Origin of the sequence: Curtobacterium sp. VKM Ac-2852, assembly GCF_013205045.1 — a bacterium.
In the GTDB taxonomy this organism is placed as follows: domain Bacteria; phylum Actinomycetota; class Actinomycetes; order Actinomycetales; family Microbacteriaceae; genus Curtobacterium; species Curtobacterium flaccumfaciens.
Window position 1 is genome coordinate 53,762 of sequence record NZ_JABMLI010000002.1, and the last position, 21,216, is coordinate 74,977.

23 protein-coding genes are annotated in these 21,216 nt (G+C 69.8%); 10 read left to right on the forward strand and 13 right to left on the reverse strand.

All coding sequences use genetic code 11. From position 1 onward, the window contains the following. Positions 1 to 44: 44 nt before the first annotated feature. From HQQ79_RS06675 to HQQ79_RS06685, 3 genes are all read right to left on the reverse strand, one after another. Positions 45 to 710, reverse strand: a complete 666-nt coding sequence (locus tag HQQ79_RS06675) for a GPP34 family phosphoprotein (protein ID WP_173033232.1) — start codon at positions 708 to 710, stop codon at positions 45 to 47. A 76-nt stretch (positions 711 to 786) separates the two neighbouring features. Next, on the reverse strand, positions 787 to 1,578 hold the full coding sequence (locus HQQ79_RS06680; RefSeq protein ID WP_254066173.1) for an HNH endonuclease family protein: 792 nt from the start codon (positions 1,576 to 1,578) through the stop codon (positions 787 to 789). A gap of 75 nt (positions 1,579 to 1,653) precedes the next feature. Beyond that, positions 1,654 to 5,100 (reverse strand): DEAD/DEAH box helicase, encoded by a 3,447-nt coding sequence (locus HQQ79_RS06685; protein ID WP_173033234.1) that lies wholly within the window; start codon positions 5,098 to 5,100, stop codon positions 1,654 to 1,656. A 122-nt stretch (positions 5,101 to 5,222) separates the two neighbouring features. Here HQQ79_RS06685 and HQQ79_RS18390 point away from each other — a divergent pair, with 122 nt between their 5' ends. Together HQQ79_RS18390 and HQQ79_RS06690 are read left to right on the forward strand one after the other, a co-directional pair. Beyond that, positions 5,223 to 5,420, forward strand: a complete 198-nt coding sequence (locus HQQ79_RS18390) for a hypothetical protein (protein WP_027465181.1) — start codon at positions 5,223 to 5,225, stop codon at positions 5,418 to 5,420. Positions 5,421 to 5,536: 116 nt separating this feature from the next. Beyond that, positions 5,537 to 6,538, forward strand: a complete 1,002-nt coding sequence (locus tag HQQ79_RS06690; protein ID WP_173033236.1) for an AraC family transcriptional regulator — start codon at positions 5,537 to 5,539, stop codon at positions 6,536 to 6,538. 576 nt (positions 6,539 to 7,114) lie between these two features. Here HQQ79_RS06690 and HQQ79_RS06695 read toward each other — a convergent pair. Further along, positions 7,115 to 7,624: a hypothetical protein gene (locus HQQ79_RS06695; RefSeq protein ID WP_173033238.1), complete on the reverse strand. Its 510-nt coding sequence runs from the start codon at positions 7,622 to 7,624 to the stop codon at positions 7,115 to 7,117. A 10-nt stretch (positions 7,625 to 7,634) separates the two neighbouring features. Then, positions 7,635 to 8,636 (reverse strand): hypothetical protein, encoded by a 1,002-nt coding sequence (locus HQQ79_RS06700; RefSeq protein WP_173033240.1) that lies wholly within the window; start codon positions 8,634 to 8,636, stop codon positions 7,635 to 7,637. A 239-nt stretch (positions 8,637 to 8,875) separates the two neighbouring features. Between HQQ79_RS06700 and HQQ79_RS06705 the strand changes: the two genes are divergently transcribed. After that, positions 8,876 to 9,334: a hypothetical protein gene (locus tag HQQ79_RS06705; protein WP_173033242.1), complete on the forward strand. Its 459-nt coding sequence runs from the start codon at positions 8,876 to 8,878 to the stop codon at positions 9,332 to 9,334. Between the two features lie 139 nt (positions 9,335 to 9,473). After that, a complete protein-coding gene (locus tag HQQ79_RS06710; RefSeq protein WP_173033244.1) occupies positions 9,474 to 9,998 on the forward strand; it encodes a hypothetical protein in 525 nt (174 codons plus the stop codon). 192 nt (positions 9,999 to 10,190) lie between these two features. Here HQQ79_RS06710 and HQQ79_RS06715 read toward each other — a convergent pair whose 3' ends face one another. Then, positions 10,191 to 11,612, reverse strand: coding sequence for an amino acid permease (locus HQQ79_RS06715; protein WP_173033246.1), 1,422 nt, complete (start codon positions 11,610 to 11,612; stop codon positions 10,191 to 10,193). A gap of 223 nt (positions 11,613 to 11,835) precedes the next feature. Here HQQ79_RS06715 and HQQ79_RS06720 point away from each other — a divergent pair, with 223 nt between their 5' ends. Continuing rightward, a complete protein-coding gene (locus HQQ79_RS06720) occupies positions 11,836 to 12,336 on the forward strand; it encodes a DUF427 domain-containing protein (protein ID WP_173033248.1) in 501 nt (166 codons plus the stop codon). 93 nt (positions 12,337 to 12,429) lie between these two features. Here the strand turns inward: HQQ79_RS06720 and HQQ79_RS06725 are convergent, their stop codons facing one another. Further along, positions 12,430 to 12,762 carry a hypothetical protein gene (locus HQQ79_RS06725; RefSeq protein ID WP_035808197.1) on the reverse strand — a complete coding sequence of 111 codons (333 nt, stop codon included), beginning with the start codon at positions 12,760 to 12,762 and terminating at the stop codon, positions 12,430 to 12,432. Positions 12,763 to 12,852: 90 nt separating this feature from the next. On the opposite strand from HQQ79_RS06725, the gene HQQ79_RS06730 reads away from it, so the two are divergent. The 3 genes from HQQ79_RS06730 (at position 12,853) to HQQ79_RS06740 (ending at position 14,210) form a co-directional block, all read left to right on the forward strand. Next, complete coding sequence (locus tag HQQ79_RS06730; protein WP_173033250.1) at positions 12,853 to 13,233, forward strand: hypothetical protein; 381 nt, start codon at positions 12,853 to 12,855, stop codon at positions 13,231 to 13,233. Then, complete coding sequence (locus tag HQQ79_RS06735; protein WP_367948091.1) at positions 13,206 to 13,679, forward strand: DUF6264 family protein; 474 nt, start codon at positions 13,206 to 13,208, stop codon at positions 13,677 to 13,679. Before HQQ79_RS06730 ends, HQQ79_RS06735 begins: the two co-directional genes overlap by 28 nt. A 96-nt stretch (positions 13,680 to 13,775) precedes the next feature. Then, entirely contained in the window at positions 13,776 to 14,210 is a 435-nt protein-coding gene (locus tag HQQ79_RS06740) for a hypothetical protein (protein WP_027465188.1), read from the forward strand. A gap of 4 nt (positions 14,211 to 14,214) precedes the next feature. Here HQQ79_RS06740 and HQQ79_RS06745 read toward each other — a convergent pair whose 3' ends face one another. Together HQQ79_RS06745 and HQQ79_RS06750 are read right to left on the reverse strand one after the other, a co-directional pair. Continuing rightward, positions 14,215 to 14,835, reverse strand: coding sequence for a hypothetical protein (locus tag HQQ79_RS06745; RefSeq protein ID WP_051596669.1), 621 nt, complete (start codon positions 14,833 to 14,835; stop codon positions 14,215 to 14,217). A 355-nt stretch (positions 14,836 to 15,190) separates the two neighbouring features. Next, a complete protein-coding gene (locus tag HQQ79_RS06750; RefSeq protein WP_027465189.1) occupies positions 15,191 to 16,645 on the reverse strand; it encodes an APC family permease in 1,455 nt (484 codons plus the stop codon). Between the two features lie 97 nt (positions 16,646 to 16,742). On the opposite strand from HQQ79_RS06750, the gene HQQ79_RS06755 reads away from it, so the two are divergent. Continuing rightward, positions 16,743 to 17,171 (forward strand): hypothetical protein, encoded by a 429-nt coding sequence (locus HQQ79_RS06755; protein WP_051596670.1) that lies wholly within the window; start codon positions 16,743 to 16,745, stop codon positions 17,169 to 17,171. Between the two features lie 51 nt (positions 17,172 to 17,222). Here the strand turns inward: HQQ79_RS06755 and HQQ79_RS06760 are convergent, their stop codons facing one another. Genes HQQ79_RS06760 through HQQ79_RS06770 form a run of 3 tightly spaced genes read right to left on the reverse strand, consistent with a single transcriptional unit; the run spans position 17,223 to position 19,879 of the window. After that, on the reverse strand, positions 17,223 to 17,834 hold the full coding sequence (locus tag HQQ79_RS06760) for a uracil-DNA glycosylase (protein ID WP_173033254.1): 612 nt from the start codon (positions 17,832 to 17,834) through the stop codon (positions 17,223 to 17,225). Beyond that, the gene (locus HQQ79_RS06765; RefSeq protein WP_027465191.1) at positions 17,831 to 19,033 is read right to left on the reverse strand and encodes a glycosyltransferase; all 1,203 of its coding nucleotides are present in this window, start codon (positions 19,031 to 19,033) and stop codon (positions 17,831 to 17,833) included. Before HQQ79_RS06765 ends, HQQ79_RS06760 begins: the two co-directional genes overlap by 4 nt. Positions 19,034 to 19,042: 9 nt before the next feature. Then, on the reverse strand, positions 19,043 to 19,879 hold the full coding sequence (locus tag HQQ79_RS06770) for a DUF429 domain-containing protein (RefSeq protein WP_035808202.1): 837 nt from the start codon (positions 19,877 to 19,879) through the stop codon (positions 19,043 to 19,045). A gap of 153 nt (positions 19,880 to 20,032) precedes the next feature. On the opposite strand from HQQ79_RS06770, the gene ligD reads away from it, so the two are divergent. Beyond that, positions 20,033 to 21,055, forward strand: a complete 1,023-nt coding sequence (ligD, locus tag HQQ79_RS06775; RefSeq protein ID WP_173033256.1) for a non-homologous end-joining DNA ligase — start codon at positions 20,033 to 20,035, stop codon at positions 21,053 to 21,055. A 22-nt stretch (positions 21,056 to 21,077) separates the two neighbouring features. Here ligD and HQQ79_RS06780 read toward each other — a convergent pair whose 3' ends face one another. After that, entirely contained in the window at positions 21,078 to 21,215 is a 138-nt protein-coding gene (locus HQQ79_RS06780; RefSeq protein WP_171907766.1) for a hypothetical protein, read from the reverse strand. Position 21,216 lies beyond the last annotated feature (1 nt).

Consider the following 21,216-nt stretch of genomic DNA (forward strand, 5'->3'; position numbering starts at 1 on the left):
GGGGTCAGCACGCGTCCAGCACCCGCACCATTGCGCTGCCTGCCTCAGCTCGTGACGATCGAGGTCGTCGTCGCCATGGTCGCCGCCATGATCACGACCATCGTCGCGGCCTCGATCTCCTCGAGTACCGCTTTCACCGCCGGGCTCGCCCAGGTGCCCGAGGTGATCTCCTTGACCAGGTTCTTGTCGACGGCGCCGAACTGCTTGCGCAGGGTGTTCGTCGCGTCGAGCAGGCCGATGACCGCGGCAGAGAACGGCGTGGGTCCTGCGCGGCCGGCCAGCACGTCCGCGATGCCGGATCGCAGCAGCGCCTCCGGGGCTCCGTCCCGCTCCGGGTGCTTCGTGGTGGGGAAGAGGCCGAGCACCTTGCCCTGCTCGACGCTGATGACGCCGCGCTCGACGAGTCCGGCGAACACGTCGTCGCGCAGCTGGCGCTTGCCGAGTCGGCTCACCCACCACTTCGCCTTGCGCGGTGCACCGGCCGCCGCGATGGAGCCGACCACGCCGTCGAGCACGGGGTCGCCCGTTGCGGCGCCGTTCACGACGGCGACGAGTCCGTCCTGCAGCGAGACCGCACCGCGCAGCGCGAGGTCGGCGAGGACCGCTCCCGCGAGACCGGTGTCGAGCGTCGAACCATCGAGCGCGTGGCGTCCGTCGGGCTCGACCTGCAGGAGCGCGAACGCCTGTGGGACCGTGATTTGCTCAGCCATGCCCGCAGCCTGCCACGCGGGGCGGAGGTGCGCCGGGCCTCCGAGCCGACACCCAGCGGCGCCGGACCGCCCGACGTCAGCAGGCGTCCAGCACCCGCACCATCGCGTCCCGCTCCGCCGGAGCCACCCACAGGCGGTACTTCGCCTTCACCGTGACCTGGTGCTCGATGTAGGTGCAGCGGAACGCCTTGTTCGCGGGCAGCCAGGTCGCCGCGTCGCCGGAGCCCTTCTGCGAGTTGGACCGGCCGTCGACGGCGAACAGGTTCACCGGGTCGTTCGCCAGCGCCTGCCGTTCGGTCTCGGTGAGCCGCTGCGCCCCGGTGCGCCAGGCGTTCTCGAGCGCGACGACGTGGTCGATCTGGACGAGCGTCGACGTCGTGTTGCCGCGCATGAAGTCCACCGTCGCGCCGGTGTACGGCGAGACGAGGGTGCCGGTGAGGACCTTGCAGCGGCCCTCGCGGGTGATGCCGGCGAGGTCGCGGGCGAGGACGTCGTTCCGGGTGTCGCACCCGTTGTGGTCGACGTCGAGCCAGGCGCTGCCGAAGTCGCCGGTGCGGTCGTAGCCGGTGCCGGCTGCCTTGCCCTTGACGGGCAGGTCGGCGAGCTGGGTGCGTGCGCGGACCGCGTCGGCGTCGGTTCCGCGGCTGACGGTCGGACTGGAGGCGGGGGTCGCCCCCGACGACGCCTGCTGCGGTCCGATGGTGGTCGTCTCCCCGGCCGTGGGGCCGCCCGCCGCGGTCGTGCCCGCCGCGTCGGCGTCCGGCCCGAGGACGCCGGACGCGTCGAGGGCGTAGCCGCCGACGGCGAGGGCCAGGACGACGAGGACGGAGGTCAGGGTGATGCGGCTGCGGCGTCGGCGGGACGTCATGCGGTGGGACTCCAGGTGGTGCGGGGCGGAACGGTGGTGCGGGCGGAACGGTGGTGCGGCGGTGTGCGCAGCGGCTCAGGTCAGCAGGGAGCGGATGTCGTCGGCGGTCAGGTCGTCGGCGAACAGGGCGTCGTCGTCGATCATCGTGGCGAACAGCTCGGCCTTGCGGGCGGCGAGGGCGAGGACCTTCTCCTCGATGGTGTCCTCGGCGATGAACCGTTGGACGCTGACCGACCGGGTCTGCCCGATGCGGTGCGTGCGGTCGACGGCCTGGGACTCGGCGGCGGGGTTCCACCACGGGTCGAGCACGAACACGGTGTCCGCCTCGGTCAGGGTGAGCCCGAACCCGCCGGCCTTCAACGAGATGAGGAACGCCGGGGCGGTGCCCTGCCGGAAGCGCTCGATGACCTCCGGGCGCTTGCGGGTGGAGCCGTCGAGGTACTCGTAGCCGATGCCGCGAGCGTCGAGGGCGTCGGACACCATCCGCAGGAACGAGGTGAACTGGCTGAACACCAGGGCGCGACGGCCCTCTGCCGCGAGCTGTTCGAGTTCGTCGAGCAGCAGGTCGAGCTTGGCCGAGGGGATCTGAGGTGCGGAAACATCCGAGTCGCTCGCAGGCGTCGACACCAGCGCCGGCGACAGCGCGAGCATCCGCAGCAGCGTCAGCGACCGGAACACGATCATCCGGTTCTTCGACAGGTCGTCGATCAGGTCGAGGACCTTCAGGCGCTCCCGGTTCAGGGTGCGCTCGTACAGCTCCCGGTGCGCGGGGTCGAGCGTGACCCGGACGACCTGTTCCTGCTTCTGTGGCAGGTCGGCCGCGACGGCTTCCTTGGTGCGGCGGAGCATGAGCGGCCGGATCCGTCGGCGCAGCCGCCCGGTGAGTTCCTGCCGGGCCTCGCCGCGGAGCTCGGGCGAGGCGAGGGGCTTCACGTAGTCGTCGCCGAACCGGGTCCAGGTGGACAGCAGCCCGGGCGCGACGATGTGGAACAGTGCCCACAGGTCCGTCAGCCCGTTCTCGAGCGGGGTGCCGGTGATCGCGAACTTCACCGGTGCCTGCAGCTCCGAGGCCACACGGTGGGTCTGGGACTGCGGGTTCTTCACGAACTGGGCCTCGTCGAGCACCAGCGCCGACCACGGCAGGTCGGTCCAGGCACGGGCGTCGAGCCGCAGCAGCGCGTACGAGGTGACGACGACGTCCGACGCAGCGGCGGTCCGGGCGACGAGCGCCGGGTCCTTCAGCGACGTCGAGGTCACCGTCGCGACCCGCAGCGACGGCACGAACTTGGCGGCCTCGGCGGCCCAGTTGCCGACGACCGAGGTCGGTGCGACGACCAGGAACGGCGGCGCGTCGGGCTCCGCGGCACGACGGGCAGCGACCATCGCGAGCACCTGCAGCGTCTTGCCGAGCCCCATGTCGTCGGCGAGCACCCCGCCGATGCCGTGCGTCACCAGGAACGACAGCCACGCGTACCCGGCGTGCTGGTACGGCCGCAGGTCGGCGTGCACGGTGTCCGGCACGGGGACGTCACCCGGGGGAGTCGCCCCGAGCAGCCCCGAGGCGATCGCCTGCCACCGCTCGTCGTGCGAGGTCTCGTCGGCCAGCAGGTCGAACTCCGACCACAGCCCGGCGTGCAGGGGCGTGACGGCGATCGGCTGGTCGGGCTCCCACTCGTCCAGGTCGCGGGCCTCGTCGATGAGCTCCTTGAGCCGGTCGAACGCGGGGTCGGCCAGCGACAGGTACGAGTTGTCGACGAGCTTGAGCCGTCGCTGCCGACCCGCCAGCGCGGTGAGCAGCGGCGTGAAGGGGATCTGCTTGCCGTTGACGCTGACGATGATGCCGAGGTCGAACCAGTCGTGCTTGTCCGACGGCATCGTCGTGACACGGATGTGCGGCCGCCCGCTCAACCGCTCGTAGTCGAGGCGCTCGCCCTGCACGAGGGTGCGGATGCCGAGCGACGGCAGCTCGGGCAGGAACTCGTTCGCGAACACCGCGACGTCGGCCCCGTCGATGGTGCCGTCCTGGAACCAGTCCAGCCCGCCACCGGGTCCGGTAGGGCGGACGGGAGGCCCGGCCTGCGTCGCGTCGTCGGCCGGCGTCATCGCCGTGGTCGGCTCCACCGCCGCGGCCGGGTCCGCCACGGGGGCGCCGTTGGTACTGGCCGGGACGTCGGTGCTGTCGGGGCTGTCGGTGCCGGCAGGATCGTCGGCGGCACGGAGCCCGGACAGGTCGGGGAGCGGGCCGTGCAGGGATACCGGGTCCTTCCGGCCGTCGACGTGCCAGCGCCAGTGCAGGTGCACGCGGTCGTCGGTGCGCGGCGCCCGGGCCGGCTCGAAGGTCGCGGTGAGCACGAGCTCCGGCGGGGTGCGCTCCGGCAGCTCCACCGAGCCGTCGGAGCTGACCAGGCCGAGGGCGCCGCGCAACCGGGGCGACCAGTCGGCCAGGAACTCGTCGACCTCGGCGGTCGGCACGGTGATCCGGGTGCCCTCGACGAGCATGCGGCGCTGGTCCTCGGGCACCGGCGCCGGGGTCGGGGCGACGGCGACCGTGAACTCGGGGCTCTCGCGGAACACGTAGACGCCGTGGTCGCCGATCATCCGCGCTGCTCCGGGTACCACGGGCCGGCCGTCGAGCACGGCACTCGCGCCGATCACCACGGCGTCGTCGTGCCGGGCGACGTCGAGCAGCACCTGGGCCTGCTTGCCGAGCACCGCACCGCCCTCGCGCTTGCCGGTGACGAACGCGATGTCGAGCGCCGCGGCCTGCTGCAGGAGCGGCCAGAGCAGGGGGCTCCGGAAGTCGTCGAGGTGCAGCCAGTCGCTCTCACCGGGCAGGCCCGCGAGCTGCCCGGCGCGGTGCAGGGCGGCGAGCTGCAGGAACCAGGCGTGCTGCTCGGCACCGACCCCGAGCCGGTTCTGCGAGTAGGGGAGCGTGCCCCAGGTCAGCTGCCCGCGCACCCAGTTGCCGGCGTCGCTGCGGGTCACCGGCCGGACCCCGAGCCGAACGCTGCGGGACGGCGCGGGCAGGGCGCGGCCGGCGGCACGGGCTCGCGAGGCGAGCTTGGCGGGGACCGCGTCACGCAACTCGAACTGCAGTCCCATCCGGGTGCCCTGCGGGGTGGGTGCCCGCTCGTCGTCACCGGCGAGGCGGGCGAGGTCGTGCCTCCAGTCCGAGGGCGGCGGAGCCGGCGTTTCCGGGCGTGGGCCGGCGTTCGCGGCGAGGGCGCGGGCGTTGATGGTGAGGAGCGCGGCCGCGACGTGCTTGCAGTCGCCGCCGAGCGGGCAGCTGCAGGTGCTGCGGACCGGGCGGACGAAGTCGCCGCGCGCCGGGGTGGTGTCGACGCGGAGTTCGTACGGGTCGTCGGCGGTGCCGGACACGACCGCGGTGACCGTGCCGTCGTCGTCGTGCCAGGTGGCATCGTCGACCAGGCCGGCGCGGACGACGTCGCGTGCGCGGCCGAAGGTCTGCGGCCCGACGAAGCGGATGACGTCGACGGCGTCGATCATCGGGGCAGCAGGCACGGGACCATCGTGCCAGTCACCACCGACGATCCCCGCCGCCACCCTGTGCGACGGACATCTGACAGGACTACCGTCCAACGCGGAGCGCGGCGACAGCGGTCCACGGAATCGATTGGAACCTCATGCCGGACCGACTGCGGTGGGTACGCGACTCAGCCGACCACTGGAACGGGTGGATCGACGCCGAGGTCGTGTGCGACATCACCCGGACCGACACGTACACCGTCGATTCCCCGGACCACTCGTTGACCGGCGGGCACTCGTCCTTCGAGAGCGCGGCCGCTCAGGTGCACGGCTGGGTTCGCTGGACCGGCCGTTAGGCCGCAGAGCGCAACCCGGTTGTACGACCACCCGCTGCTCCCTAGCGTGAGAGGGCAGGCCGGGGACCACCCGGAGGTGACCACACCGCTCTGCTCCAGGAGAGAGAGGTGTTCCGATGACCGACACGACCGAGTCGCAGGCGCCCGCTCCGGGTTCCGATCCTGCTGCACGCCCCACCTCGCCGCGTTCGCTCGTCGCCGTGGCTGGTCAGGACACCGACGAGGCCATCAGCTCGCTCGCCGGCCTGTACGCGGGCAAGGCCTGGTACTCCCGAGCCCTCGACCAGGACTACTGGTTCAAGTACGTCGGTGTCGGTGACGAACGGCTGAGTGTCCGCCGTTCCCAGATGCACGGGTACCTGCGGGGTGACGTCGCCACCGAGGGCGAGGTCGTCGTGCAGTGGCTCGAACGCGGCGAGGCCCGCGTCGACGTCGGCCGCGACGAGGTCCGCATGCAGCCCGGCGTCCCGACGCTGTTCCCCGTCGAGCGCCGGTTCGAGATGGAGTACCAGGACTGGGACCAGCGCCTGGTGCACCTGCGTCGTGACCTGGTGCTCGACGTCGCCGCCGAAGACCACCTGGTCGACGGCACCATGGCGTTCGACACCACGACGACGCCTGACTCCGCAGCTCTGGGCCAGTGGCGGACCGCCGTGTCCGGCGCGCTCCGTGCGCTGCGCGAGGAGGGCGACGAGTCCCTCGCCTGGCACGAGGCGCAGCGTGACGTCGCCCGCGCCCTGTTCCGCATGTACCCGCTGCAGGCCGAGCGGTTCCCCGCGGGCTACGGCACCCGCAGCGACGGACGACTCCGGGCCGCGGTCGAGTTCATCCAGGCGCACGCCCACCAGCCGCTCACCGTCGCCGACATCGCGCAGGCCGCGGGGCTGAGCATCCGGGGGATCCAGGAGTCGTTCCAGCGGGCGTTCGAGCGCTCGCCGATGACGTACCTGCGCGAGGTACGGCTCGGACGGGTGCACGAGGAACTGCGGATCCTCGACCCGCAGGCGACCTCGGTGGCGGACGTCGCCCGGCGGTGGGGCTTCGCGCACATGGGGCGGTTCGCCTCGGTGTACGCGAACCGGTTCGGGGAGTACCCGCGGGAGACGTTGCGGCGCTGAGCGGCGCGGGCGCTGCCGGCGTCGGCGGAGCATCGGCGGTCGCTGAGGGCCAGCCGCTCGTCGGCACGTCCAGCTTGCTTGGAGTCGCTCAGCCGCGACCTGCGGGGGATCCGCGATTAGGAGGGCCGCCCGAAACGGTCGACGATTGCTACAACTGCCTCACGTTCGGCTGGTGCTGGTCAGCGACCATGTCCTGCGTGCGTAGCCGTAAGTCAGCCACGAGCTGCGGTTGAGGTGCCTCCAGTTCGTCGTCAGGCGCATCCTCGTCGAGGATTGGAACGCCGAGGCTGAGCAAGATGCTCGTTTGCGCGGCCAACCATTCGAATCGACGGTAAGCACTTCCACGGGGCGCTGAGCCTCCAAGCCCGCCCGCTTGCCTTTACCGCGGTAGCTGATGGGCGGGCGACCACCGGGCCCGTATGGGTTATGTTGACGCGGGCAGCCTCCAAAGGGGACCACCATGTCAGTGGAACCAAACCACGTGGCCGATAGCTCATCCCAAGGCGGTAAATGTGAGAAGCCCCGACCGGCGACGATCGGGGCTTCTCGATGAGATCTCTGATTGAGGGGCTTGACTCAGGACCGGGAAAGCCAAAACGTCGCCGCATACAGCCGGAAGACGGACTGGCCAAGCAGTAAGACCTGGTATGCCGTAAGGCCGACGCAGGCCGCGAGAAGATTGTCGGTAACCGGCTTCAGGAAGGAATCGATAGCCAGACACAGGATTGTCGCGCCCGTGGCGAAGATGCCGACTATGACGGTCCAAAAGAGCTGAGTCGTCAGGAGGTAGACATACCATCGGGCGTCGCTCTTCAAAAGCTTTGGGTCGTTCTTTATATCGATTGCCCGAGGCCAGAAGAACATCGCCATGGTGAGCGACAGGGCGGTGAAGATGGCGTTGGCAGCAAGGACTGAGCTCGAAGCGCTCTCCGAGTCACCGAAAAGCGCATACAAAATAGCCACCATGACGGCCAAGACGACCCATCCAACTTGAAGGCCGGTGAGTCTCTTTCGCCCTACGCTGGGCGGAGTGTTCTTAGGTAAGAACTGGTCACGGATCAGTCGAAGAATCGATACGCCATTCATGTCCCACCCTTCACTGTTCTGGAGTTGAGATCACCAGGTCGGTCCGGATCGTGTCTGCACCTGCTACCAAGGCATCAGCATCGGCAACAAACTCGGCGCATCCCTTGAGGAAGTCGACGTCCGTTGGTCGAAGCGTAGTGCCAGCGTCCGACTTCGGACCGACCTGGTAGACGAGTGTGGGGTCCTTGTCGACGACGTCGAGGCCGAACGAGCGCTGCCGCCCGCTGGGAGTGTCAAACGTGACACGGGCTGACCACCCGTCAGCTACGACGCTGTCGGCACTGACGCTACTCTGGCCAGCGAACACCGATCCGGCCAGGAACCCGAAGACGAGGCTTCGGTCCGGGCCATCGTCCTTGAGGAGCGATCGCAGAGCCAGCGGTGCCTTCGGCTTGATCTTGACTTCGACGCGAGCCTTAATGCCGTTCACGTCCATCGACTGGCTCGACCCGCCGCTGCGTGGCGCCACAAAGGTCATATCGCGCACTGGCACGGTCTCCGCCCAGCTTTTCACCGCCGCCCAGTCAGCAACCGGGGAGATCTTGTAGGTGAAATCCCCGAAGGCCTCACGCATCTTCGACCGGAGCCTCTTCTCAAAGGTGCCGTAGGGCGTCGTCGTTCCAGCTCGTTCGTTCAACCAGTAGAGCTCATGCCCGTCGGTAGGAGCAAAGAACACCGATCTAACGTAAGTTTCGGACATATCGTCGGAGCTGATGGGCACCTTCTCCGCATTTTTGGGGTGCAGATTGCCCTCAAGCCCAGTCCGAGCGACACCGAATTCCGCGAAGATGAAGTGGTCGAACTGCTGCAGGCGAGTGACACGGAGGAATCGGCTCGCGTCGTCTTCGTCGGGGTAAAGACTGTCGCCGTGAAGGGCAGTCAGTGCTGCCAGCAGGGGAGTCGTCGCACTGGTCCCCTGTCCATCCACGTCATGTATCGGTCGCTGTTCACCACCCCGCGCATACGACGGATTGAAGCTAATGGCGTACGGGCTAACACCGTAATTGACCAAGGTTCCCCCTCTGTGCTCACAGAGAGTGTAGGGGTAGATGAGGATCGCTCCGAGCGCTCCGCGCTACGCGGCTGTTCAGTGGGTCCGGCTATCGGTGGACCCGTCTCCGACAGCCCATACCTGTGCTGAAGATGCCCCTACCTTGGGGACTCGATCAGCTGAGAGCGCCTCGATACGCTTCCTGCGAGGAAAGGACGCCTGTGGACTGGGGTGTTGTGGCTCCGTTAGCGGCTGTCTTGGTGACAGCTGTACTCGGTGCTCTGGGGATCGCGAGAGAACAGTCCGCGATCCGCCAACTCGAACGAGTGACTGCTGTACTGAAGGACGCGGAAGATGACTTCGAAGGCAGAGCTGAGCTGATCTGGCTTCGGAACGCGCTGGCGAAGCGGATCAACCTGCAGTACCGAGCACCGCGGAAGCGGCGGGTGCTGCTTTACGGGTGGGCAACGCGTCTTGCGGGCTGGGGTCTGCTGCTGTGGGTGTACTTCGTGTTCTCAAGCGTGTTCTTTCGAGTTGTTCTGACTGACAGTGTTGGTCAGCCTCGAGTGGAAGCCACCTGGGCGATGGTGATCGCGCTCGCCATCCTCGGTTTCGTTGGCTCAGGTGTCGGTGCGTTCCATCTGCGGAAGCGCGAACGTCAGCGCACCGAGTGGCTTGCGACGGCTGGCCCGACTGACAGCGAGGCTCCTCCGCTGTAGTCCCCGTCTTATGATGCAGAATGCCCACGATCTCGGGCGGCCATGCGGTGTTATGAATTATTCGCCTAGAGGTGAACGCCCCCGCCACTCACCCGGCTCGGCGCGTCGGGATCGACCAGAACCGCGGTAGGTTCCTCCTATGACTGACGGGTGGGCAGTAGTAATCGGTGCCGTCGTCGCTTTCGCAGGTACCGTCATCGGACCATTTTTCCTGGAACGTTGGAAGCGCCATGGCGACGATGTTCGAGGTCGCCGCGACGAACTCTCGACGCTCGTACCCGAGATCTTCGATCACATCTCGAGGGGGACCGAGGCAGCCGATGAGAACGCCAAAATCCTCCGGATGCATCTACTGCTGGACAAGAAAGACGCCAATATTGCCAACGTGGTCATGCTCGCCGCCACCAACCCGTACAGGCAGGACTCGCTCGTTGCATCAGCCGCGACAACCGCGTTCGCCATGTGGTTCCGAGGACAACGATCGGCGGTAGCAGCCGTCGCCGCGTTCGAGCGGATCACCGGACTCTCCCTCGCTGAGATCGGAATGAAGAACTACTCGCAAAGCGCAAGCGAGAATGACTCGCGCCGCGCCGGAGAGACAGGCGCTGAACCGCAAGATGCCGCACCCCAGGAGAGTGGCGCGGCTGCTGGCGACGATCATTAGTGCCTCCCCGTTCCTGACCCGATCACGCTGATCTTGGTTTGCGCGAATTCTGGTCCCGTGCCCGCTCCGTGCTCAGCCCGTCGGAGGCGACCCTCGACATTTATGCGCACATCTCGCCCGACAGTGCGGACCGCGCTGGCGCCGCGACCACACTCATGAGCTCGACGGCCGATTCGGCGGACGACCTGCGGATTACCGGGTTGTAGGAGCCTCGGCCCCCGCCAGCTTGCTGTGCTTCCGCGAGTACCCGAAGTACACACCGAGCCCGATCGCGAACCAGATCGCGAACCGCACCCAGGTCTCCCACTGCAGGAACGTGACGAGCCACAGCGACGCGATGACGCCGATGATCGGGATGACGGGCATGAACGGCAGCCGGAACTGGCGGTCCAGGTCGGGCTGCCGGTAGCGCAGCACCACCACGGCCGAGCACACCACGACGAACGCGAGCAGGATGCCGATGTTCGTGAGCTCGGCGACCACACCGATCGGCAGCACCCCGGCCAGGATCGCCGACGCGACGCCGAGGATCCAGGTCACCCGGGTCGGCACGTGCCGCTTCGGGTCGGTCTTCGCGAACCACTTCGGCATCAGACCGTCGCGGCTCATCGAGAACCAGACGCGCGAGGCACCGAGCATGAACGTCACCAGCACCGTGACGATGCCGACGATGGCACCGATCGCGATGACGTTGGCGACACCGCCGAGACCGACGGACGCGAACGCCGACGAGAAGCCCGACGCCGGGTCGATGTCGGTGTACTTCTGCATCCCGGTGAGCACGAGGGTCGCCAGGACGTACAGCACCATCGAGATGCCGAGGGACAGCAGGATCGCCTTCGGCATGTGCTTGCGGGCGTCGGTGGACTCCTCGGCCGCGGTGGACATGGCGTCGTAGCCGAACACGGCGAAGAACACGGTGGCGGCGCCGGTCATCACGCCGCCGAAGCCGAACGGGAAGTACGGGGAGTAGTTCGCACTGTTGATGTGGAACACGCCGAGCACGACGATGAGCACGACGAGCGCCACCTTGATGCCGACGGCGACGAACTCGAACCGGGCGGCGCTGCGGATGCCGCGCGTCAGCACGAACGCGGTGAGCAGGCACAACGCGATCGCGAAGACGTCGATCACGTGCCCGTCACCGGTGCCCGGGGCGCCGAGCATCCACGCGGGCAGATCGATGCCGAACTGGCCGACCAGGAACCCCACGTAGCCGGAGATGCCGATCGCGACCACCGCCACGATCGCCGTGTACTCGAGCAGCAGGTCCCAGCCGATGAACCACCCGACGATCTCGCCGAGCACCGCGTAGCCGTACGTGTACGCGCTGCCGGCCTTCGGGATGAGCCCCGCGAACTCTGCGTACGACAGGGCAGCGGCGGCGCTCGCGACCCCGGCGACCAGGAAGCTGATCAGCACCGCGGGTCCGGCGACGCCGTTCGCGACGGTGCCGGCGAGGGTGAAGATGCCGGCACCGATGATGCCGCCGATGCCGATCGCGGTGAGCTGCCACAGACCGAGGTGCCGTTTCAGGCCGCCCTCGCCCCCGGTCTCGTCATCGATCGTGTCGATGGGCTTCCGTCGGAACAGGGTGCGTGTCGTCGTCGTCACCCGCCCATGGTGCACCCGGAGGCGGCCGTGCGCACGGGCGGGCTGCGGGCGTTCTGGCGGCTGGCGGGGCCGGGGCGGGTTGGGCGGCGGGGCCGGGGCGGGGTTTCGCGCTGGACGACACTTCTCGCGCCGCCGATCCCGTGAACTGTCGCTCAGCGCGAAAGGTCGGGGGCGCGAGGCACGCACGCGGCTGCACCGCAGGCACCGGGCGTAGACCTGGAGCATGCGCCACCCGAAGAGGACCGAGCCCGGCCCCGGCCAGGAGTCCGTCTGGGACTACCCCCGCCCACCCGCCGTCGAGCGGGTCACCGCCCGCGTCGTCGTCCGCCTGGGCGGCACGGTCGTCGCCGACACGACCGACGCCGTCCGCGTGCTCGAGACCTCGCACCCGCCGGTCTACTACCTGCCGATGGCCGACCTGGCCGAGGGCGCGCTCGTGAAGGCGTCCGGTTCGAGCATGTGCGAGTTCAAGGGCTTGGCGCGCTACTTCGACATCGTCGGCGGCGACGGGACGGTCGCGAGCCGTGCCGCCTGGAACTACCCGACGCCCGTGCCCGGCTACGAGTCGCTGCGGGAACGCGTGGCGATCTACCCGTCCGCGATGGACTCGTGCGAGGTCGGCGGCGAACGGGTCCAGGCGCAGGACGGCGACTTCTACGGCGGCTGGATCACGGCGGACATCGTCGGACCGTTCAAGGGCGCGCCCGGCACGCTCGGCTGGTGACCCGGTCTCGTCTCCCGGGGCGGCCCTGATCCGGACCGACCGGAGTCGTGCGCGGCGGGGCGGACCCGACCCGGGCCTCCCGGCCGGACCGCATCAGCGGTTGGCGTACGGCGACCAGAACGGCGGCGGGAACGCGCCCCCGGTCACGATCACGAGCACCTGCCAGACGAGCATGACGAGCCCGGCGGTCCCGATCACGATGCCGATCCACGACCACACCTGCACCGCGCGGCGACGCCCGGCGATCCGGATCGCCCGCCAGCCGCTCAGCACGCACACGAGCCCGAACACCGCACCGAGCAGCACGTGCCGCACGGTGGACTGCGCGGGCACGATGATGCCGAGGTAGAACGCGACCGGTCCGAGCAGCACCGCGAAGGTCGCCGGGGCTGCCGGCGGTTCGTGGTCACGAGCAACTGCTCCCATGGACCGCATGTTAGCGAGTGAACCTCGCTTCGAGCACGTCCAGGTCGCGCAGCGCGGGCACCCGATCGCGGGAACGGGCACCATGGAGGCATGCGTTCCTTCTTCCGCGTCCTGCTCGGCCTGGCCCTCGTCGTCGCGGGCACCAGTCACCTGACCTTCGCGCGCAAGGAGTTCACGGCGCAGGTGCCCGACTTCGTCCCCCTGGACGACGACACGACGGTGCTCGCGTCGTGGGTCGCGGAGATCACGCTCGGCTCGGCCCTGGTGCTCGCTCCGAAGCCGGCCCGCCGCTTCGTCGGCTCGGTCGCGGCCCTGTTCTTCACGGTCATCTTCCCCGGCAACCTGTCGCAGTGGGTGAACCGCCGCGACGCCTTCGGTCTGGACAGCGACGAGAAGCGCTTCGTCCGCCTGTTCGGTCAGCCCGTCCTCATCGCGCTCGCCCTCTGGTCGACGCGCGGCCGGCGCTCCTGATGGCCGCGCCCGCGCGGCGGAGCGGTCCGGCCCCCGGCGCGGGTCCGGATCCGCTCGGGTCCGGCCCGTCACGCTTCGGTCGGGAGGCCCGCCACCCCCTGGCCGGTCGCAGCCGCGTCGCGGACCTGGTCGCCTCCACCGCCCTGCTCGTCGTGCTGACGGTCGGCGCGTTGGCAGCGGGGTGGGGGATCCGGCTGATGTCGCTCGCGTTCGTGTCGTGCGGGGCGCCGGGCAACACGTGCAACGAGACGCTGGGTGACTCGGTAGTCGTCGTGGGGCCGATCATCGTGGCGGCCGTCCTGGTCGCGACGATCACGGTCTGCGTGCTGCGGCTCGTGCGACGGCGGCTGACCTGGCCGGTGGTGCTCGTCGGCATGGCGGCGATCGTCGCGGTGTTCTTCGCCTCGCTCTTGCTCGTCGACAGTTCGGTCACGCACGGCATCTGAGGGACTCTTCCCTCACAGGCTGGGTCCGTGGAGCGGCTTTCCACAGAACCCGGACCGCGCCTCGGGCGGTGGCTTCCGGTTCGACACGCTGGAGCCATGCCTGACACCGAGATGCTCGACCGCCTGATCCGTGAACCCGTCCGCACCGACGACGACGTCGTCCGACTCGTCGAAGCCGTCGTCGAACGACCGCTGCGCCGGCAGTGCTGGGTGCTGTTCCTCGACGACCGTGGGATGTCGATCCCGTTCCTGCTGCCGATCGCCGATCTGCCGTACTCCCCGGACGAGCACGTCGACGACTTCGCGGCCCTGATCGCGGACATCGTGGCGCAGCTCGGCGCCGTCGACGTCGTGCTCGTGTGGGAGCGCCCTGACGCCGACCGGCTCTACCCGGTGGACTGGGAGTGGGTCGACGCCTGTGCGTGCGCCCTCGACGAGCACTCGATCCGGCTCCGCGCCCAGGTCGTCGTGCACTCCGGCGGAGCCGCGATCGTCGAGTTCGACGAGGACACGCAGCCGGTGGCCTCGTGAGTGGTCAGCCCTGGGGAGCGGCGTCCGGCACGTCCTGGCCGGTGAGCTCCTCGACGATCGCCTTCGCCTGCGGCCACGACTTCGCGTAGTGGTCCGGGTCCGAGTTGATCTGCACCGCGTGCGCCATCTGCGTCGGGCTCATCGTCTTCCAGCCGGGCACCTTCACCAGCTTCGCGTAGAACATCGACGCGGCCGTGTACGGGTCCATCCGCTGCTCGTACGTGCCCCAGGCGCCGTTGTCACGCTGCTGGAACAGGCCACGGCTGTCCGGGCCCGCGGCGTCGCCGTGGTCCAGGTTCACCAGGCTCGACTCGCCGATCGCGGTCATCACCCCGACGGCCTGCGTGTGCGGGCCGATGCCGAGCGCCTGGGCGGCTTCGATCACGTGTGCGGCGTTTACCAGGCGGTCCTGGCAGAAGCCGCCGACGGGTCCGGCCGGCACGACCATCCCGCCGATCGTCTTCGAGGCGACGGCCGGGCAGGCGGGAGTCGGGGTGGCGGCGCTCGACTTCGCGATGCCGGCGAGCGAGTTGACCGCGATCACGACGAGGACGACCACACCGATGCCGACCGCCACGATCCCGGCGCCGAACACCGAGGCGAGGGTGATGCCGACACGGCGCATGACGGACCTCTCGACGGGCTGGGCGGGCGGAGCAGGAAGAGCAGCACGAGCGTACGGGCGCCTCCTGGGAAGCGTGCGGCGGCCCGCCGTGATCGCACGCTCCGCGCTCCGCGGCTCTGGGTTCGCCGTCGGTGGCTCGCTCCGGGGCAGGTGCGTTCCCGGCAACGAGTGACGGTTCTGGTTCACGAAGCGCAGGGCTTCGCGAACCAGAACCGTCACGGGTCATCCGTGCGCGGCGGTCACCGGTCGCGTCGGTCGTCCCGTCGACCCCGACGAAGGCGCCAGCCTCCGGCGGACAGGGACAGTGCGGCGATCACCACGACGACGACGGTCCAGATGACGCTCGTCGCGTCCATCAGACGTCGCGGTGGTCGTGCGGCGGGCGCTGCACCTTCGTCGGCTCCGTCACGAGTCCGGTCGGGGCCTTCTCGGCCTGCTTCCGTCCGTGGGTGAACCAAGTCAGGACCCAGAGCAGCACGCCCAGGGCCAGCAGTGCGCCGGCGATCTGGTACTGCTGCGGGTCACGACCGGACGAGAACGGCATGACGAGCCACAGGCACGTGACGATGCCGATGACCGGGATGACGACGCCGGCTCGGAAGTGCTTGTGGTCGACCTTGTCGCGGCGCAGCACGAGCACGGTCACGTTGACGACGGCGAACACCGTCAGCAGCAACAGCGAGGTGGTGCCACCGAGGACGACGACGATGGGGGAGTCCGGGTCGAGCGAGACCCACCCGATCAGCAGCAGCGAGATGAGCGTGGTGAAGACGATCGCGGTCGACGGGGTGCGACGGGCGGGGGAGATGCGGGACAGGAAGCCCGGCAGCACGCCCTGCTTGCTCATGCCGTAGAGCAGGCGCGACGCCATCATCATGTTGATCAGGGCCGTGTTGGCGACGGCGAACATCGAGATGAAGGGCAGCAGGTCGGCGATCGGGAAGTCCGGCGCGGCGGTCTGCACGACGGTGACGAGCGGGGTCTCGTTGCCGGCAAGCTCACCGATCGGCACGACGGCCACGGCGCAGATCGACACGAGCACGTAGATCACGGCGGTGATGCCGAGGCCGGTGAGCATGATCTTCGGGAAGATGCGCGAGGGGTCCTTGGTCTCCTCGGCCATGTTGACCGAGTCCTCGAACCCGACCATCGCGAAGAACGCCAGCGACGTCGCGGTGCTGATCGACAGCAGCAGGGACTTGTCCTCCGGCGTCTCGAACATCACGACCCGCGAGAAGTCCGCGTTGCCGCCCGCGATCGCCCAGAACCCGATCAGGATCACCATGACGAGACCGGACAGCTCGACCAACGTCAGCACGACGTTCGTCTTGACGCTCTCGCTCACCCCGCGGAAGTTGATGAACATCACCGCGAGCATGAAGCCCATCGCGATGAGCATCACCACGCCGTTCGGAAGCTCGATGCCGAACCCGGCGCCGAGGTTCGCCGCGAACGCCCGCGATGCCGTCGAAGCCGACGTGATCCCGGAACACATCACGATGAACGTCACGATGAACGTGACGAAGTGGATGCCGAACGCCTTGTGCACGTAGAGGGCGGCACCGGCGGTCTGCGGGTACTTCGTCACGAGTTCGAGGTACGAGAACGCCGTCAGCAGCGCGACCGCGAACGCGATGAGGAAGGGGAGCCACGCTGCCCCGCCGACCTCGGCCGCGACCTGACCGGTGAGCGCGTAGACACCCGTGCCGAGGATGTCGCCGACGATGAAGAGCAGCAGGAGCTTGGGACCGATGACCCGGCGGAGCTCGTGCTGCTCCTGCTGTGGGCGGTCCGTCTTGGTGGTGGCCATGCGTCACCCTTGCGCGCGAGGTGCCTTTCTGTCCAGTCCCACAGGAAGGTTTCTCGCGATCGCAACACGGTCGCTCGGCGACGGATACGCTCCGGCCATGGACCAGCAGTCGAACACCACCGAGGAGCCCATCGAGTTCGCGGACTTCAACGCGAAGCTCCTGGTGCTCGACGTCCTCTGCTACGACCTCGACGTCCTCGACCCCTACGATCCGGACGCCGAGGACGAGACCGACGAGGACCTCGACGTCGACGGGCAGGACGACCGGGCGCGCGAGTACTACGACGACCTCGACCTGCTGCCGTCGCACCTGTCGCTCGTCACCGAGATCACGGTGGACTCCGACCTCGAGGTGCTGCGGGACGTCCACCCCGGCTGGGACGGCTCGGACGACCGCTTCGACCCGCAGAACTGGGACGACCTGCTCGACCTGCCGGAGCTCCGGACCGTGTACGCCGCCGCTCCACTGCCCGCCCACGTCGCCGAGCGGCTCGCGGCCAAGGGCGTCGAGGTCCGCTCCGCCTGAGCGGGACGCGACCAGGATGCGACCGGGACGCCCGCGCGATCGAACAGCTGGCTAGCGGTCCAGCGCCCGCACCTGCTCGGTGAACTGCTTCGCGCCGCCCTGCGCCGGGTGCCGCACGGCGATCGCCTCGATGCCGGCCAGGGCGAGCGCTCCCTGCGCCTTCCGACCGACCGCGACCACCCGGACCCGGTCCGCACCGCCGAGGGCCTCGAGCAGCGCGAGCGCGACGGGTGCGCCCGAGCGGACCTCGGCGGGCCGTGGCGTCCGGTTCGTCAGCCGGTCCGGTGCCACGAAGGGGTGGTGCGGGAAGATCGCCCACGCGACCGGGAGCGCACCGCGCCAGCTCTCCAGCGCGGCGTGCACGACGCGGGACGAGGCCTCCCACGGTGCCGTCGGCTCCGGTGGCACCGAGTACCCGGACGCGAGCTCGCGCATGCTCGTGAACGGCACACCCGTGTTCGTCATGCCGCGCCACCCCGGGGCCTCGGCCACGAGCAACGTGTCGGCCCCTGCCCCGGCCTGCTCCAGGTACCGCGCCAGGTTCGCGCGCCGCAGCCGTCCCTCGGCCGATCCGACGTCGTAGAGCGCCTCGGCGTCCGACTCGACGGGCACGGCGTCGAGCGCCGCCCAGAACGCGGCGAACCGACCGCCCGTCCCGCTCACGATCGCCCGAGCACCCGGCGGTAGACGTCCTCGAGCCCCGCGGCCGACCGCTCCCAGCTCAGGCGCTCCGCGTGCTCCCGGCCCGCAGCGGCGAGCCCGGCGGCGTACGGCGCATCCGTCAGGATCCGCTCGATCTCGTCCGCCCACGCCTGCGGGTCGCGGGATTCGAGCACGACGCCCGTCTCCCCGTCGACCACGGCCTCACGCAGACCCCCGGCAGCGGCGGCCACGACCGGCACCCCGGAAGCGGAGCCCTCGAGTGCGACGAGCCCGTACGTCTCGGAGTGGGACGGCACGAGCACGGCTGCCGCGCCACGGAACAGGAACGCCAGGTCGGCACGCGACTGCGGCCCGACGAAGGTGACGTGGTCGGCGATGCCCCGCGCGTCGGCGAGCCGACGCAGTTCGTCCACGTAGTCGCCCGCCTCACTCGAGACGTCGCCCGCGATGACGAGGGTGGGGCGGGCCTCCAGGCTGATGTCGGCGATCGCCTCGATCGCCAGGTCCAGGCCCTTCAGCGGTTGCACGCGCGCCGCCGCGACCACGTAGGGGGTGGCGGCGCGGCGCGCACCGACCGCGGCGGGCCGGAAGACGGACCCGTCGACCCCCGGCGGCACGATCCAGATGCGGGCGTCGTCGCCACCGAGCCGGGTGCGCACGGTCGAGGCCTCGGCCTCGGACACCACGACGACGGCGTCCGACTCGCGAGCCAGCAGTTCCTCGCCGGCGATGCGGCCGGCCGACTCGGGGCGTTCGCCCTCGGACAGCGGCGTGGCCGGGTCGGCGGCGATGGAGTGGAACGACTGCACGTGGGGGATGCCGCGCTCGCGGGCGACGGGCAGTGCGGCGGCGCCGGAGAACCAGTGGTGCGAGTGCAGGACGTCGAACGGCCCGAGCTGCTGCAGCTCGTGACGGAACGGTTCGATGAACGCGTCGTGCTCACCCTTCGGCACCGGCTCGGCCGGCCCCGCGGACAGGAACCGCAGGCACACGCCCGGCACGAGCGACACCGAGTCCGGCTGCGTCGGAGCGGACCGGCGCGTGATGATGTCCACGTGGTGGCCCAGGTCGGCCAGCGCCTCGGCCTGGTGCCGGACGACGACGTTCATGCCGCCGACCTCGCCCGAACCGGGTTCGTCTCCGGGGGAGGTGTGCAGCGACACCAGCCCGATGTGCAGGGGTTCGGTCGTCGTGCTCACCGCTCAACCCTAGCCGCGCGGCCTCCGCTGCGACGGGCGTGCGGGTGCCACCACGACGGGCCGGCGGCCCGCCTCGTCCAGCGGGTCGGATGGGAGGCCCCGATCACCTCCCAGGATCTGCACGCGCTGGTCGCCGTGTCGCTCCCAGAACGCCGCCGTCCACGCGCACAGGGCCCCGTCGAGCAGGTCCTCGCGGTGCTTGTGCGTCGGACCGTGCAGCACCGACGGATCGGCGAGCCGCCGCGTCAGCGGATGGGAGTCGAGCAGCAGCGGCGGGTCGAGCGGGGTCTCGCGCAGCCGCCGGACCAGCTCGTCGAAGGCCTCGGCGCGACGGGCACGTGCCTCGGCGGCGGGGATCCGGAGGTCGAGCCGCTTGTACCGGGGTCGTTCCACGTCGTAGCCGAGCTCTTCCACCCCGACCAGCGTCGTGTACGGGTAGCACTCGAACATCGCCGGACCGGTGCGTCGGCGCATCGAGTCCGTGTCGGAGACGTAGCCCACGCCCAGCGCGGTCAGCCGGTCGAGCAGCGCTGAGCCGGCGCTCGCCGCCGATGCCTGGTTCGTCGGGTTCGCCGCGACCTTCCACCGGCCGTAGCGCTGCCCGACCTGCCGCTCGGACTCGCGGATGCCCGTGGGGTTCGTCACGACGAGCGAGGCGTCCACGGCGATCAGGGATCGTGGCCCCAGGTGCTCGGCGATCCAGTCCGTGACGGCGTCGACCCCGCGGGCCCACCCGGCGTCGGTGATCGTGCCGTCGTGGTCCATCGCGACCAGCCCGGTCTCGTTCGCGGCCTTGCGCTCGGAGCCGAGCCCCCACGCGAGGTCGATGCCGAGGTACGCGTTCACCCGCCCATCCTGCCGTGCCCGCAAGACACCGGTGTTCGCGCGCTGAACACCGGCGTGCGCGTGTTCGACCAGGGAACACCGGTGTCCAGCGGGATCTCGGCGGCGCACACCCGGCTGCGGGCGGGCAGCCGGCACGCGTGTACGGTCCGCTGCATGGCGAGCGAAGCGACGACGGTGCGGGTGCCCGGGCCCGACGGTGACCGCGAGGTCCGGATCAGCAGCCCCTCGCGGGTGCTCTGGCCCGAGGCGGGCATCACGAAGCTCGACCTGGCGGAGTACCTCGTGACGGTGGGCGACGCCTTCGTCCGGGCGAACGGCGACCGGCCGATCTCGCTGCAGCGGTTCCCGGGCGGTGTCGACGGCGAGCAGTTCTTCTCGAAGAACCCGCCGAAGGGGGCGCCCGACTACGTCCGCTCGGTCACGGTGACCTACCCGAGTGCCCGGTCGCACCCGCAGCTGGTGATCGACGAGCCGGCCGTGGCGGTGTGGGCCGCCCAGATGAACACGGTGGTGTTCCACCCGTGGGCCTCTCGTGCCGAGGACAGCGACCACCCGGACCAGCTCCGCATCGACCTCGACCCGCAGCCCGGCACGGACTTCGGCGACACGGTGCCGGTGGCCGAGGAGCTGCGGAAGGTCCTCGACGAGGTCGGCCTGACGACCTGGATCAAGACGAGCGGCAACCGCGGCCTGCACGTGTTCGCGCCGATCCGCCCCGAGCACGAGTTCCTCGAGGTGCGGCACGCGGTGATCGCCGCGGCGCGCGAACTCGAACGACGGATACCCGACCGGGTCACGACGGCGTGGTGGAAGGAGGAGCGGGGGCAGCGGATCTTCGTCGACTTCAACCAGGCGAACCGCGACCGCACGATGGCCGGTGCCTACAGCCCCCGGGCCCTGGCACACGCCTCGGTGTCGACGCCGATCACGTGGGAGGAACTGCGGACAGCCGACCCGACGGCCTTCACGATCCGGACGGTGCCGGACCGGCTGCGCACCACCGGCGACCCATGGGAGTCGATGGGGGAGCAGCCGGGCAGCATCGCACCGCTGCTCGAGTGGTGGGAGCGGGACCTGGCGAACGGCGAGGGTGAGCTGCCGTTCCCGCCGGACTTCCCGAAGATGCCGGGGGAGCCGCCGCGCGTGCAGCCCTCACGGGCGAAGAAGCCGAGCTGAGGCCGAGCAGCCGAACCGAGCCTCAGGCTGCGGAGGAGACGTCCCGCTGACGGTCCGGGTCTTCGACGCGCGTGGTGTGCGTCGGCAGCCCGATGCTGGCGGTGTGCAGACGGGTGAGCCGCGACCAGGTGCCGCGGTGCACGTCAGTGATGCCGTCCACG